The 13769-nt window shown below is 50.7% G+C and carries 12 protein-coding genes; 5 read left to right on the forward strand and 7 right to left on the reverse strand.

Going from position 1 to position 13769, the window contains the following annotated elements; genetic code table 11:
• Positions 1 to 10 precede the first annotated feature (10 nt).
• The 4 genes from lplA to AC0LWF_RS07855 all read left to right on the forward strand — a co-directional run bounded on the left by lplA (position 11) and on the right by AC0LWF_RS07855 (position 3790).
• Positions 11 to 997, forward strand: coding sequence for a lipoate--protein ligase (gene lplA / locus AC0LWF_RS07840; protein WP_474650988.1), 987 nt, complete (start codon positions 11 to 13; stop codon positions 995 to 997).
• A gap of 50 nt (positions 998 to 1047) precedes the next feature.
• Positions 1048 to 1272, forward strand: a complete 225-nt coding sequence (locus tag AC0LWF_RS07845; RefSeq protein WP_474650989.1) for a hypothetical protein — start codon at positions 1048 to 1050, stop codon at positions 1270 to 1272.
• A 328-nt stretch (positions 1273 to 1600) separates the two neighbouring features.
• Positions 1601 to 3208 carry an MDR family MFS transporter gene (locus AC0LWF_RS07850; RefSeq protein WP_474650990.1) on the forward strand — a complete coding sequence of 536 codons (1608 nt, stop codon included), beginning with the start codon at positions 1601 to 1603 and terminating at the stop codon, positions 3206 to 3208.
• 6 nt (positions 3209 to 3214) lie between these two features.
• Entirely contained in the window at positions 3215 to 3790 is a 576-nt protein-coding gene (locus AC0LWF_RS07855; RefSeq protein WP_474650991.1) for a PadR family transcriptional regulator, read from the forward strand.
• A gap of 129 nt (positions 3791 to 3919) precedes the next feature.
• On the opposite strand, the gene AC0LWF_RS07860 is transcribed toward AC0LWF_RS07855, so the two are convergent.
• The 3 genes from AC0LWF_RS07860 to AC0LWF_RS07870 all read right to left on the reverse strand — a co-directional run bounded on the left by AC0LWF_RS07860 (position 3920) and on the right by AC0LWF_RS07870 (position 7391).
• Positions 3920 to 5122 carry a PQQ-dependent sugar dehydrogenase gene (locus AC0LWF_RS07860; protein WP_474650992.1) on the reverse strand — a complete coding sequence of 401 codons (1203 nt, stop codon included), beginning with the start codon at positions 5120 to 5122 and terminating at the stop codon, positions 3920 to 3922.
• Positions 5123 to 5189: 67 nt separating this feature from the next.
• Positions 5190 to 6488: a glycoside hydrolase family 140 protein gene (locus AC0LWF_RS07865; RefSeq protein WP_474650993.1), complete on the reverse strand. Its 1299-nt coding sequence runs from the start codon at positions 6486 to 6488 to the stop codon at positions 5190 to 5192.
• 150 nt (positions 6489 to 6638) lie between these two features.
• Entirely contained in the window at positions 6639 to 7391 is a 753-nt protein-coding gene (locus AC0LWF_RS07870) for a phytanoyl-CoA dioxygenase family protein (RefSeq protein WP_474650994.1), read from the reverse strand.
• A 225-nt stretch (positions 7392 to 7616) separates the two neighbouring features.
• Between AC0LWF_RS07870 and AC0LWF_RS07875 the strand changes: the two genes are divergently transcribed.
• Positions 7617 to 8483: a YusW family protein gene (locus tag AC0LWF_RS07875; RefSeq protein ID WP_474650995.1), complete on the forward strand. Its 867-nt coding sequence runs from the start codon at positions 7617 to 7619 to the stop codon at positions 8481 to 8483.
• 376 nt (positions 8484 to 8859) lie between these two features.
• On the opposite strand, the gene AC0LWF_RS07880 is transcribed toward AC0LWF_RS07875, so the two are convergent.
• From AC0LWF_RS07880 to AC0LWF_RS07895, 4 genes are read right to left on the reverse strand one after another with little or no spacing between them, the layout of a single operon-like run.
• Positions 8860 to 10632, reverse strand: a complete 1773-nt coding sequence (locus AC0LWF_RS07880; RefSeq protein WP_474650996.1) for a glycoside hydrolase family 36 protein — start codon at positions 10630 to 10632, stop codon at positions 8860 to 8862.
• The gene (locus AC0LWF_RS07885) at positions 10629 to 11885 is read right to left on the reverse strand and encodes an MGH1-like glycoside hydrolase domain-containing protein (RefSeq protein WP_474650997.1); all 1257 of its coding nucleotides are present in this window, start codon (positions 11883 to 11885) and stop codon (positions 10629 to 10631) included. Before AC0LWF_RS07885 ends, AC0LWF_RS07880 begins: the two co-directional genes overlap by 4 nt.
• 31 nt (positions 11886 to 11916) lie before the next feature.
• Entirely contained in the window at positions 11917 to 12813 is an 897-nt protein-coding gene (locus tag AC0LWF_RS07890) for a carbohydrate ABC transporter permease (protein ID WP_474650998.1), read from the reverse strand.
• Positions 12814 to 12833: 20 nt separating this feature from the next.
• A complete protein-coding gene (locus AC0LWF_RS07895; protein WP_474650999.1) occupies positions 12834 to 13739 on the reverse strand; it encodes an ABC transporter permease in 906 nt (301 codons plus the stop codon).
• Positions 13740 to 13769: the final 30 nt, after the last annotated feature.

Here is a 13769-nt window from a genome sequence, read left to right on the forward strand (position 1 = left end):
GTACATTGCTATGCGATTTATCGATAATCAGGGCAACAATGATCCTGCCTGGAACCTTGCGCTTGAAGAGTATGTTCTGCGCAATCTGACGGGGGATGAAGATTTTCTGCTCTTCTACATTAATGAACCATCCATCATTATCGGCAAGAATCAAAATACCGCCGAAGAGGTGAACACTTCCTACGTGGAAGAGCACGGCATTCATATCGTACGCCGACTATCCGGCGGCGGCGCGGTATATCATGATCTAGGCAATTTGAATTTCAGCTTCATCACGAAGGACGACGGCAAATCGTTTCATAACTTCCGTAAGTTCACGGAGCCCGTAGTGGCGGCGCTTCGCGGGCTAGGCGTCAATGCTGAATTGTCCGGCCGCAACGATCTGCAAGTCGGCGAGCGCAAAATCTCCGGCAATGCGCAGTTCGCGACGAAAGGCCGCATGTTCAGCCACGGTACGCTGCTGTTCAGCTCCGAGGTGGATTCTATCGTGTCGGCTTTGAAGCCGAATCCGGCTAAGTTCGAATCGAAAGCGACAAAGTCCGTCCGCAGCCGCGTCGCGAACATCGCCGAATTCTTGCAGGAGCCGATGACGATGGATCAGTTCCGCTCATTCCTGCTGGAGTCCATCTTCGGCGGCAAAGATATTCCGGTGTATCCGCTCACAGAGGCGGATCTCGCAGCAGTCGATCAGCTTGCGGAAGAGAGGTACCGCAGCTGGGATTGGAATTACGGTCGCTCCCCGGCATTCAACGTGCGCCAAGTGAAGCGGCTTGCAGCCGGCACCTTCGACGTGCGGCTCGATGTGTTGGACGGCATCATTGCCGAAGCGTCCATCTTCGGCGACTTCTTCGGCACCGGCGAATTGAGCGATGTAACGGCGCGGCTCGCAGGCGTGCGCTATAATGCAGAGGATGTCGCTGCGGCGCTGGCGGATGTGGATTTGACGGTGTATTTTGGCCCGGTTGATCGGGAAGAATGGCTCGCGCTGCTGTTCTAATTGTTGTTGGCGGAGTGAAACTAATCGAATAGAATGGGAGTGAGTATTCGATGGCGAAGAACGAGAACGTCACCTCGATCCAAGCTTTGCAAACATGGAAAGCAATTCCGGAGCAGCATCGCGAGAAGCTTGTTCGCAACGTATTTTGCGGCAAATGCGGTGGGGCTGTTGAAATTGTCGACTACAGCATCAAGAAAGAGAAGCATGGTCTCCTGCTAAGAGGCAAATGCCGTACCTGCTCCGGGCCAGTCGCTCGAGTAGTAGAGAACGATTAAATAGTAATGCCCATGCGGCACGGTTGATGCGCTGCGTGGGCTTTTTGCTTCTGTGGGCAGATGTCGGTAGATTCTGATTGAATGTGTATCCCTGGAGGATACACATTTGCTCGTTAGTACTCAATGTAGCTGGTTTGCTGGACTTCTTCGACGGTTTTGACTAACTTCCCACCCCTCAACACAACCCGAATTCCCCGCCCTATACCCGGGCAAAATAATTTCTAAACAGATTTACTCAAATTCACTTGTTAGAAACTCAAATTTGAGTATAATAATGAATGGCTATTCAAATTTGAGTTATGATTATTCACGCAAGAGCGAGAGGAGAATGCAAGTGGACGCCAAGAGAAGTAACGTAAAGCTCGTCATTGCCGGATTGTTGCTCGGGCTGTTTATGGCGGCGCTCGATCAGACGATCGTGTCGACCGCAATGGCTACGATCATCAAAAAGATCGGCGGCTTTGATAAATTTATTTGGGTTTATTCCGCCTACATGATCGCCATGGTCGTATCTACGCCGATCTTCGGCAAGCTGTCCGATATGTACGGACGCAAAAGATTTTTCCTATCCGGCCTAATCCTATTCATGTTAGGGTCGATTATGTGCGGCACGGCAACAAACATGGATCAGCTGATCATCTACCGCGCGATTCAAGGTATCGGCGGCGGTGCAATTATGCCGATCGTGTTCACGATTATTTTTGACATATTCCCTGCTGAGAAACGCGGTAAGATGATGGGACTTTTCGGTGCCGTATTCGGTATTTCGAGCGTATTTGGTCCCGTTATGGGCGGTGTTATTACAGACAGCGTCAGCTGGCGCTGGATTTTCTACATTAACGTGCCGATTGGCATTCTTGCGGTCCTGTTCATCACGCAGGCTTACCATGAAACTCGTAATGCACGCAAACAAGTTATCGACTGGGCAGGCGCAATCGTCCTGACTGCGGGCATCCTGTTCCTCATGTTCGGCCTTGAGCTGGGCGGCTCGGACAACTGGCCATGGGCTTCGGCGAAGACGATCTCCCTGTTCGTCGCTTCTGCTGTACTGTTGATCGGATTCCTCTTTGTGGAGCGTAAAGCGAAAGACCCGATCATTCAGCTGTCCCTCTTCAAAAACAATGTCGTAACAGGCAGCATGGGCATCAGCTTGTTATACGGCGGCGTAATGATTGCCACAGCTACTTATATCCCAATCTTCATTCAAGGGGTATTCCATAAAACGGCTACCGAAACGAGTAGCGTACTTACACCAATGATGCTTGGCGTCGTTCTGAGCAGCCAGATTGGCGGCCGGATTGCGACACGTTTCAGATACCGCGACGTTATGCTTCTATCCGCACTTACGCTGATTATCGGCACATCGCTGCTCGGCTTCGTGATGGATGATCAAACAAGCCGCTTTGTCATCACATTGTTCATGATCATTGTCGGTCTTGGTATCGGCGTATCCTTCTCCCTGCTGAACATCTCGACACTAAACGCTGTACCACCGCAATATAAAGGTTCGGCTTCATCGCTGATCACGTTCTTTAGAACGATTGGTTCCGCGCTTGGCGTAACCGTATTCGGTACGTTACAGAAATCTGCATTCCAGTCCGATGTCAAAGCAATTCCAAATATGGATCCCGCGGTTGCCGAGAAAATTAAAGGCGGCCAGGCTCTCTTGGATCCTGTCATTCAAAAGCAAATGGGTCTTTCCCCTGAAGTCGTTAATACGCTGTTAAGCAAGCTCTCAGACTCCATCGTGTTTATTTTCCAATGGTCGGTCATCCTGCCGGTTCTTGCGATTGTATTCGCACTCCTGCTCGGCCGCGCAAGACTTGAAATCGGCAAAGCTGCCGGAGGCCCGAAAGGCGCTTCAGGCAAGCCAGGTCCACAAGGCCCGCAAGGCGAAGGCGCAGGAAAACCTGAACCTTCGTACCACGGAGGCTAGCAGCCAATGTCCATGCGGCTCTTAATCCTGGGGCTATTGATGGAGTGCGAGCGTCACCCGTACGAAATTCGTCAAACGATCAAATACCGCAATTGGAATGAATGCTTCAAGCTTCGCGACGGGTCGCTGTATTACGCGGTTGACCAGCTGCGGCAGGACGGGTTAATCGAGGCGGCGGAAGTCGTCTCGGTGCCTGGCGACAATCGGCCGGACAAGACGATTTACCGGATTACCGAATCTGGCAAAGCATCTTTTCAAGATCTATTGCATGCGGAGTTCAAGCAGAACTCTTATCCGCAGCATCCGGTCTTCCTAACGATGCCATTCATCCGACATGGCGATCCTGCCAAGGTTGAAGCATTGATCGTGAAGCAGCTAGCCGATTGCGAAGCCCGAATCGTACGGATGACCGCCGTTCTTCAATTGAAGGAAGGCATCATTCCGCGCGGCTCGGAGCTGATGATCCGAGGCTTCATCCAGTTCGGTGAGACGGAGAAGCAATGGCTCACCACTGTGCTCGCCGATGCACGCTCTGGTGCGCTGTTTGCGGAACATGTTAAACCGAAGCACATCGAAGAATAGCAAGTAGCCGTCGTTCGTGCGACGGCATCCGAATGCCGAGAAAGTCCCTGATCTGGGGAATTTCTCGGTGTTTTTTATTGAGGGCGAGAAATGGATGCGCCGATGTGGGGTACTGAGTACCCTTCTTGCTCACCCTTGAACAATCCGAAGCAAGCTGCCGTTCTGCGCGCACACATACAGCTCGCCCGCTGCGTCGACGCCGAAGGAAGTAATTAGCTCGCCTGACTGGAGCAGCGTCACGTTCCGCACACTTCCATCTGCCTCCTGTCGCAGAGCCCAAATCGTACCCATCGCATAATCGCCATAGATATACCAGCCAACCAGATCAGGAATCGCTGACCCCCGATACACGTATCCGCCAGTAACGGAGACGCCAAGATCCCGCCCGTACGTGTAGATCGGCTCGATCAACCCTGTTTTGTCGCAGCCCTCCTCGGGCTTATAACAGAGGTCTCCCTCCATCACATTCCAACCATAGTTGCCGCCCTTCTCGACAATATCGATCTCCTCCAGACGGTCCTGCCCGACATCGGCAGCCCACAGCTTCCCAGTCGTGGAATCGAAGCTGAACCGCCATGGATTACGCAAGCCATATGCATAAATCTCAGGCTCGCCAGCTTTTCCATCCGCGAACGGATTATCAGCCGGAATGGTGTATTTTTTACCCTGGTATCCGCCGACATCCACGTTGATGCGCAATATTTTGCCGAGCAGCGTATGTTTATTTTGACCATTGCCGTAAGGATCGCCGCCGCTGCCACCGTCACCAGTCCCAATGTACAAATACCCGTCTGGGCCAAAAGCAAGCTGTCCGCCTTTATGATTCGCGAACGGCTGCTTGTATGTAAGCAGAATGACCTCGCTCTTCGGATCGAGCAGCTCCGGATGCCCCGGGTCCTTCATCACAAATCTGGCGATGACAGAATGCGTCTTCGTCGTGTAGTTCACGAAGGCAACGCCTGGTTTCTTCGGATGAAAAGCAAGCCCAAGCAGCCCCTGCTCATTCCCGTCTGAGTGGACCCGATCCTGAATATCCAGCACGGTCTTCGGCTCCGAAGCAGGATGTGCCGGATCGAGCATAACGATTTTCCCTTTCTGCTCCACCACAAACAACATGCCTTTCAAGCTGCTCGATACCCCGTTCTCGCTTACCACGCCAACCGGATTGTCGAGCGTCCCCTCCGGGAGGATCGTCTCCAGCTTAATCGCTGGCGACTCCGATTGTTCGCTGCCTATCTCCTTAACTGCCGCAGGTTCTCCCCGGCATGCCGTCAGGTGCGAGCAGAGCAATAGCGCATATACGACGCCGCACAGAAATCTCGTCAACTTCATCAAGGCCCTCACCTCCTACTTCATATAAAAGCAAGAAGACTGCCGGCATAACCGGCAGCCAAATGATTTATTGAACCACTAATTCCAGCACCCAATCACAACCTCGGCCGCTCGTTGGAGGCACGAACCTCACTTCACCGCCACCCTCGTACTCGCTAATTTCACTATAATGACCTGTTCTCGGATCAAACCAGGAAGCGCTAATGCGGCTGCCGCTCCATCGACTGAGCACCGCGGTGAAAGCCAGTCCGTTCGGGCTGTAGATGAGGCCATACCGTTCCCCGCGCGTCGCAACCATATAGTTGGCGCCTTCCAGATTGGCAGCAAGTAAGCTCTGATCCGGCACCCGATCGAAGAACGAATGCGACTCGATTAGCCCGCGTACATGCTGCATTTGCATAGCTCCCGGACGATTCAAAGCATCACTCCAGTTCATCACGAAGTATGGCGTCTGCTCCGTCGTCATCGACCAAATGCAATGATGACCATACGTGTGTCCGAACGCACCGGAGAAGACGGCATAATAGGCTGCTTGCCGCACATCCGCTTGGTCGAAATAACCGTTCCCCTCTTTGAAATTAATCGGGTGATCCTCGTAGCAAGGCTCCGCGTCGAGGGTCGGTTTCACCGGCGACTTCGCATAATCCGCGCTGACATGGCTGTAATTGACGCGGACCTGCGCATGGTGTCCGGATTGGATCATGTTGAAGTCCAGCCAGCGCTCATCGTGCAGATGGAATGACGACGACGTATTGCCGCAAGGATGGAAAGTGATTAAGTTCGAGCCACCATCACCTTCCGACAAGCCCGCAGCAAGCGACCGATTCACGTCAAAATGAAGCCCCGTATGCAGTGGTCGATCCCCGCCCAGCACCCAGATAATATTCGTGCGATCCTTGTAGCGCTCCCCAAGCCATTTGCCATATACACGCGCATTGTCAGCATCGAACACGACAGGCCCTTTGCCCCAAGCCAAATTGTACTTGTCGCCCCAAGTAGGCAGCAACGCGATATAGATGCCAAGCTCCGCCGCTCGATCGACGATATAATCGACATGATTCCAATAATGATAGTCGCCGTCCGTATCCGGCATTGTTGGATCGTACTGGCCCTCCGCGTTCAGCTTCAGCGGCCTGCGCCCGTAATAATTGTCCGTCGTCAGTCCCTCGAATTCCGATAATGCGACGGCTTGAACGACATTGAACTTCAGTTCGGCCCGATTACGCAAATACTCTATCGCTTCTTCACGGTTCAGCTTATGAAACAGCTCCCATGTCGTATCCCCAAGCCAAAAGAATGGCGAACCATCCTCTTGCACCAAAAATCGCTTATTGTCACTAACCTTCAATCGCCGCAAAGCTTCCATTCTCCGCACTCACTCCCCCGTTTCGTAAGGGTAGAAATAGAAATATACCTCGACTTGATAGTCCTAGACTAGCATACAAAATTAATGAGTACAATATGTATACATTTTATAAAATATGCCCGTGTAGCTGGTTCTGCTCGTTTTGCACATTCAGCTCTTTATCTCCCGAATCCCCGGCCAGTGCAGCCAAATATCGGTCATCGGAGCCTTCCAGTCTATGCCGTGCTCGGTGTGCTTCACCCGGAAGAAGATTGCGTATCGAGGCCAAGGAGATGCATTCGCCGCTACACTATGCGCTAGCTGATAGTGTACGAGGAAGATGTCCCCCGGCTCTCCCTTCGTTTGGACAGGCTCTGGCAGCGCAACCGGCGGCATGCCGTCTAGCAGCGATTCCGCTCCATGCTCACGGAAGTACTGCTCATATGAAGCGTGTGTTCCAGGCCATACTGTGAAATTACCAGAAAAATCCTCACGCACAGGACTGAGCAATACGCCGACAAGCATTGTAAAGTTGCCGATTGTCCCTTCCTTTACCCCGTTGTGCGGGGAGTACATGCCGTCCAAATGCGGACGCGCCACATTCGGCGGGTCTTGAAGCGATGGAAACCGCAGCGCGATTTGCCCGCTGCCGACAGGTAGACTCATTCCTTCGCCTAGCAAATCTTCGACGAGTGACTTAACAGGCGTATCATTGTAGAGCCCTGTAATCGGAGACTTGTCCTGCAAGTCAGGACAGTACGATTGCGCGCGGAACGTCGTCATCCGCTCAGGCGGCATCCCTTCACCGATCGCGTGATTAATATGCTTGACCGCTTGATCTACCATAATCATCGGGATTACACCTGGGACGTGAATATATCCATCGTTCAACATCGACAGCTTCTGCTTGTGGGACAGCTTCATCGTGCAGCCTCCTTGTATTACCTTTTATTTCTAATTTACATGATTAGGACGAGTCGCAGTACTGCAAAATTACGCATATTCAATTTAAATGTCATTTCCTTTGATTCCAAGAACCGATATGTAATTTAATTGAAAAGCCTTGTACGGACTAAAAACCAGACCTACATGACGAATTCATATACTGGCTGCCACGAGCCAATAAAACACACTTGAGGGGGTTTATTTTTGAAAAAGAAAATTGCCTATATGTTAATCGGAGCACTATGCTCTATCATTCTTTCATATGGATTCGTCGCCTACGCGGATCATGATTCGTCCGCAACAACTGAGGACAAACCGACTACAGCAAGCGATACATATGTTGTCCCTCCAAAAGCTATCGCAACACCTAAATCCTCAACTGCTCAACCGAGTTCGAGTGAGGGACCGATAAAGCTCGATCAGTTGAAAGACTTGGAAATTAAAATCGCCGGCAAAAACCTAAAGATTGAAATTGAGCTCGAACAGGCGCAAGCGAAGGTTGAGTCCAAGGTAGAAATAAACCGTGGCCAGAATGCGGAAAACCACCTGACAGGCAGCGAAGCGGTACAATTTATCCAACAGCTTCTGGATGACGTCAAATTACAAGAGAACATGAATAAGCAGCAAGTATTGGATGCGCTGTTCAAGCATTTTGCTATCGAACCGACCAAGGTCGAAATCAATATCGAAATCAAATTCACTAATCGACCTGAAGTATGGAAATATGTTCAAGAAAAAGATGATGACAAAGACAAAGACAATGCTAAAGTTCAAACTGTGAAACAAGATCAAGATGACCAAAAGGTACAACTCGCAAATAAAGAACAGCTAGCGCAAAAAGAGCAGAAAAAAGCGCTAATCGCTAAGAAAAAAGCGCTGCAAGAAGCTTGGCAAAAAAATCATAAAGAGCAGCAAGTAAAGAAAAAGCAGCAGCAGTTCGCTCGCGGTGACCGCGACGATGACCACCATGACGGAAAGCAAGATGACGAAGAAGATGATGACCATGACGGAGATCACGGTCAACATGAGAGTCACGATCATGAAGACCATGATCACGAAGACGAGGACTAATGATTATCCTAAGAAGTAAAAAACAAGCCCCTTTATCGGGGCTTGTTTCTAAGAAGAACCGGCTATCGCCGTCCTAATGCATTTCATACGAAAGCAGTAATGATGCTATTAGGTTAGATTAACCTTTAATTTCCGTCAGAAACACCATCATCATCATCACTGCACATATCCCACCATTCAGCTATTTGCAACAAGTATAATCCATATTTTGGAACAGTCAAGTATACTATTTAAGCCTCTTTAGATTCCACTCTAAACTACCCGTTAGCGCAAACAGGCTGCCGTTAATTGATATGCTCCCCTTTAAGTAGACAGGTTTAATAAATAAACCGCTACTTGAAGGGGAGCATATCACATAGTCGACAGTCTAATTTTGTTAAACCCTCGTCATACAAGCAACGCCGGCGCTTGGCACAGCTAATACATATACGCGCTGCTGAAGGCTAACCGCCTCCCGGCGAACAAGCTCCCCTGTGCAGGAACGCACTTCCAGTTCCATATTCCCTGGCACCTCGTCAAACTCCAGTACAAGCCTGTTCTTTCCTGTACCGTTGACGACGATGAGCTGGGCCGGCAATTCGGCGCCGGTCGTTACGACATTGTCGTTGTACGCCGCAATAATCCGTTTATTTGCAGAACTTGCCCGCACAAGGGGATATAGCAGCTCGGGATTGAGCGGCTCAAGCTTTCCTTCGAGCAGCGTCTCGCGATGCATTTTGAAGAAATCCAGCCAATAGACCAGCATTCGCCTGTGATCCTCAGGAATCTGATGAAGCTGCACCGATACCTGTGGCACTGAGAACAGTACATGAATCAAATGCATGGCAGCACTTTCCACGGGTTCGCCCGGATTCCACATGATCATATCCGCGTGAGCTGCCGTATTTCCGCACAAGAGGCGGATATCCAACGTCCGCAGCCGGTTCGTAATGGGATCGTTCGGACAATCCGACGCTCTGAAAATATTACCGTATTTGCGCATTTGCGGCCCGACATACGATTGGCGAAACTCAATGAGAATATCCGGCTTTACCGCACTGAGGCGTTCGATGACATCCGTCAACAGCCGATCTGCCGCTGCGGGTACGGATATGTAATCCATCCCTTCGCTTCCACTCGTATCGGAATTGCGAGGTAAGACGAACGAGTCAACAAAGTCGAGCTTCAAGCCATCCAAGTCCCACTCCAGCACAGCCCGCTCATACAAACCAATCAAATACGCGCGTGACTCAGGGTAACGCGGGTCTATGACACCTGCGCCAAGTCCTTCATTGATGTACAGCATTTTATCTTCGAAGCGTTCCCAAGCCCTGCTCCGCTTGCCAATGAAGGGAACCGAATACCATAGCAAATACTTAAGTCCGATTGCATGCACGCGATCAACATGCGCCCGCATATCCGGAAATTTCTCTTCGGACACTTCCCAGTCACCGCAAAAGAGATAGCCGCGTTCATTATCTGCCGTCTGCCAGCCGTCATCCACGATGACAGCTTCGCAGCCGATCTCTTTGGCCAATCTGCATTCCTCTTCAATTAATTCCGGCGTCATTCGTTGGTGGAAGCTGTACCAGGTCGAATACATGGGCTCCTTGGCAGCATCCGGTACGAATGCAGGCTCCACGCCCTTCATCCCCGCCCACCAGCAGGATACATCGCTCAAGCACTCATAATAAGGGAGTTCGCGACTATCCAGCAGCAAATCAGCCTCATAAACAGTAATCGGCGAAGCCCCTTCATGAAATAGGGTCAAGACGCAATGATAATCGGCACTCTCTTCGTGAATTCCCGCTTTCACCCCAATCGGCGACAGCGTATCGGAGAAGGCAAATGTATGGCGATTGATACCTTCACTGTTATAGAAAGTGCATACAGGTGCAGAGCTTGTTGCTTTTACCGTATAGCCGTCCGCCCAATCCGCTGGAAAGCTCCGATTACGGTCTGCCGCAGGATGCCACAGCCCATGGGTATCAATGATGGGCTGCTCCCATTTTAGCCTAATAACAGGTGGTACCGCGGCGGTAGCAGCGGTAAACCGAACATGAACAATCTGCACACCGGGCCTCAGCTCAGAGGTCGACATTGCGATTTCGAATGGCTGCTCAGCCCCTTCTACCGTCACTGTATGTCTGCCTGCTTGAATACTTCTCATACGCTGATCTCCTCTCCTTCCGCAAGCGAAAACTGCTGATCGCCAATACGCACATCGATAACTGGCCCCTTCTGATTAACCACCGTAATCGAGCAATCCCGTACTTCGACACAGAGGGTATTGTTCAGCAATGTGATACCTTCTGCTTTCACCCAGTCGACGCTCTCAGGCAGCTGCGGGGCAACCTCTACCACATGACGGTCGGCAAATGGAAGGACTCCCAGCATTCCGGTAACGAGGTTGCCGATTACGGAATACGACACCTCTGGATATTCCCTGCGTTTCGTGCATGTATCGCTTAGCTTGAGAATGGCCTGATAGGCCAATTCTTTCTCCCCCATGGCATAATAAACATCAGGCAAATGCGACATTTCCTCGACATTGGATACGCCATTGCGAATAATATCTTGTACTGCTAGCCGGCGCTTCTCATCTGAAGCGATCAGTCCAAAATAAATCGGCATATATTGTGCAGATAAGTAGTATTCCGTATGGAATTGACCGTCCTGCAAAATCGCCGCGCTAAACCGCTGCTGCGCTTCGCTCCACCACGTATCATAGAGTTGCTGCAGGCGCTCTGCTAAAGCGTTGTAGTGCGCTGATTTATCATTCTCTCCGCGCAGGGCGGCAATCGCGCTGTATGCCGCATAAGCTCCATACTGAGCGGCAACGAGATCACCCCCGACTTTCGGCGTAAGTGAGTCTTCCACATAAGACGCAATGCCGCGCCTTCCCTCGCCCTTCACATGGTCGGGAATGCCGTCGCCGTCGCGATCCCAGCGCTGCACGTATTCATTCAAGCTCCGTTCATAGAAGTTCAGCAGCCGTTCATCCTCTAAATAGTCGCGATCCCCGCTCCATGAATACTGTCTGAAGCAGCATGCGATAATATCGAAATTGGCCGGCAGGTTATACCAGAAATCAGCGTCATTCGTATAATCATCCGGACAGGGAAGCCCGTCTTTGGTTATCTCCCAGAACGTGCACCAATCCTTGGTCGCACTGATGTTCTCAGCAAACTTCAGCAGCATGTTCTTCGTGTGTGAGCCTAAACCAAGCACAGCAGCACCAGCGCTCATATGGGACACATCGCGCATACAGAACGCCTGGCGGCCGGGAAGCGCAGCTTCATACCACGGGCCGACCGGATCATTCACGTATGCATAGGCAAGCGCTTGCTCCTTCGCCCATAATGCTGCGGCTTGCAGCGCTTCAGAAGATGAAGTCAGCTTAAACGAACTTAGTACTGGCATGGGATTGCATGGCCCCTTTGCATTATAATGGTCATCCTTTGACGGAGCCTAACGTGATCCCGCCGATAAAATATTTTTGCAGGAATGGATATACGCATAGAATCGGCACGGTAACAAGGATGGTCGTTGCCGCTCGAAGTGTCTGCGGAGACAAGCCTTGAAACTTGTGCAGCAGCAGCTGTTGATCGCGAATTTGCTGTGTCGCTTCTACTTCAAGAAGAAGCCGCCGCAGATAAACCTGGAGCGTATCGTATTTGCCGTTGAAGTTGTACAGAATGACATCAAACCAGGAGTTCCAGTGTCCTACCGCGCCATAGATCGAAACCGCGGCAAATACCGGCATTGCGACAGGAATTACAATTTTCCAATAGATACGGAGCTCTCCGGCACCGTCAATCCTTGCCGATTCAAACAGCGCTTCCGGCAGGTCGGAAATATACGAAGCCATGAGCAGCATGAAATACGCATTGATCAGCCCAGGAATCCAATACACCTGAAACGTATTGGTCAGATGCAGCTTATTCATCAAGATATACGTCGGAATGATGCCGCCGCTGAAATACATTGTCACGAAGAACAGGACCCTCATAAACTTGCGGCCGGAAAACGTTCGAATGCTAATGATATAAGATAATAACCCCGTCATGAACAAGCAAGTGCCGGTACCAATTACGACCCGAAGAATGGACCAGCCAAGCCCTCGCAGCAGCTTCTCATTCTCGAAGAGCATGTTATACGCTGAGAACGAAACCTTGCGAGGGAAGAAATAAATGCCGCCGCGCGCTGCATCAGCCCCGTCATTAAAGGAGAGCGCCAGCAGGTTGATGAATGGATAGACAACGATGAAGCCAAGCAGCAACAGCGCAACAATGATGATGACATCAGCCACTCGGCTCATGAATGTAGCCCGAATATAGGAGCTTTCCATTACAGCAGACCTCCTTTTTTCTAAAAGATAGATGATTGCATGTAACGCTTGGACAGACGGTTCGCAATGACGACGAGAACGAGGCCGATGCCGCTCTTCATTAAACCGACTGCTGTGCCATATGAGTAATTGCCGAGCTGTACGCCGAAACGATAGACATACGTATCAATGACTTCATAATGGTCCTGCGTGAGCGGATTGCCGATCAAGAGCTGCTGCTCGAATCCGGCATTGAGAATGCCGCCAATCGCGAGAATAAGCAGAAGTACAGCCGTAGAGCGAATACCCGGCAGGGTAATATGGCGAATAAGTCCGAAGCGGCCAAGTCCATCTACCCGTCCCGCCTCATACAGCTCCTTATCTATGCCGGCAATCGCGGACAAATAAATAATGGCGGAGAAGCCCATGTCTTTCCACACATTGCTGCTTACAAGGATCGTCCAGAAGTATTTGCCCTCCGTCAGAAACCCAATCGGAGCGTCTATGAAGCCCAGTCTGAGCAATATATCGTTCAGAATCCCATCGCTTCCAAGGAGTGTAATGAGGATGTTGGCAACAACCACCCACGATATAAAATATGGAATGTACGACAGCGATTGTATGGTCTTTTTAAAAACACGGCCTCTCAATTCATTTAACAGCAAGGCCAGAAAAATCGGAGCCGGAAAGCCAACGACCAGATTCAAGAAGCTAATGACGAGTGTGTTGCGAACGATCTGCAGAAAGTCCGGTTCATTGAAGAATCGAACGAAATTGTCGAGGCCAATCCAATGCGAGAACATGGAGTGACCGGGTACATAATTTTGAAACGAAATCAGCAGTCCATACATGGGGTAATATGAGAACGTAAGCACCCATAAGATCATCGGTATACAGAGCAGCCATATTTGGCGCTCGCGCCGTACCCTCTTCCACAATTGGGTCATGCCTTGCACCTCCATTTCCTATGGGCCAAG

The organism is Paenibacillus sp. sgz302114 (assembly GCF_056120345.1).

What these genes read in the sequence shown, in the direction of transcription:
- lplA (WP_474650988.1), top strand. Translation starts at nt 11, where the DNA reads ATGCGATTTATCGATAATCAGGGCAACAATGATCCTGCCTGGAACCTT.
- AC0LWF_RS07845 (WP_474650989.1), top strand. Translation starts at nt 1,048, where the DNA reads ATGGCGAAGAACGAGAACGTCACCTCGATCCAAGCTTTGCAAACATGG.
- AC0LWF_RS07850 (WP_474650990.1), top strand. Translation starts at nt 1,601, where the DNA reads ATGCAAGTGGACGCCAAGAGAAGTAACGTAAAGCTCGTCATTGCCGGA.
- AC0LWF_RS07855 (WP_474650991.1), top strand. Translation starts at nt 3,215, where the DNA reads ATGTCCATGCGGCTCTTAATCCTGGGGCTATTGATGGAGTGCGAGCGT.
- AC0LWF_RS07860 (WP_474650992.1), bottom strand. Translation starts at nt 5,122, where the DNA reads ATGAAGTTGACGAGATTTCTGTGCGGCGTCGTATATGCGCTATTGCTC.
- AC0LWF_RS07865 (WP_474650993.1), bottom strand. Translation starts at nt 6,488, where the DNA reads ATGGAAGCTTTGCGGCGATTGAAGGTTAGTGACAATAAGCGATTTTTG.
- AC0LWF_RS07870 (WP_474650994.1), bottom strand. Translation starts at nt 7,391, where the DNA reads ATGAAGCTGTCCCACAAGCAGAAGCTGTCGATGTTGAACGATGGATAT.
- AC0LWF_RS07880 (WP_474650996.1), bottom strand. Translation starts at nt 10,632, where the DNA reads ATGAGAAGTATTCAAGCAGGCAGACATACAGTGACGGTAGAAGGGGCT.
- AC0LWF_RS07885 (WP_474650997.1), bottom strand. Translation starts at nt 11,885, where the DNA reads ATGCCAGTACTAAGTTCGTTTAAGCTGACTTCATCTTCTGAAGCGCTG.
- AC0LWF_RS07890 (WP_474650998.1), bottom strand. Translation starts at nt 12,813, where the DNA reads ATGGAAAGCTCCTATATTCGGGCTACATTCATGAGCCGAGTGGCTGAT.
- AC0LWF_RS07895 (WP_474650999.1), bottom strand. Translation starts at nt 13,739, where the DNA reads ATGACCCAATTGTGGAAGAGGGTACGGCGCGAGCGCCAAATATGGCTG.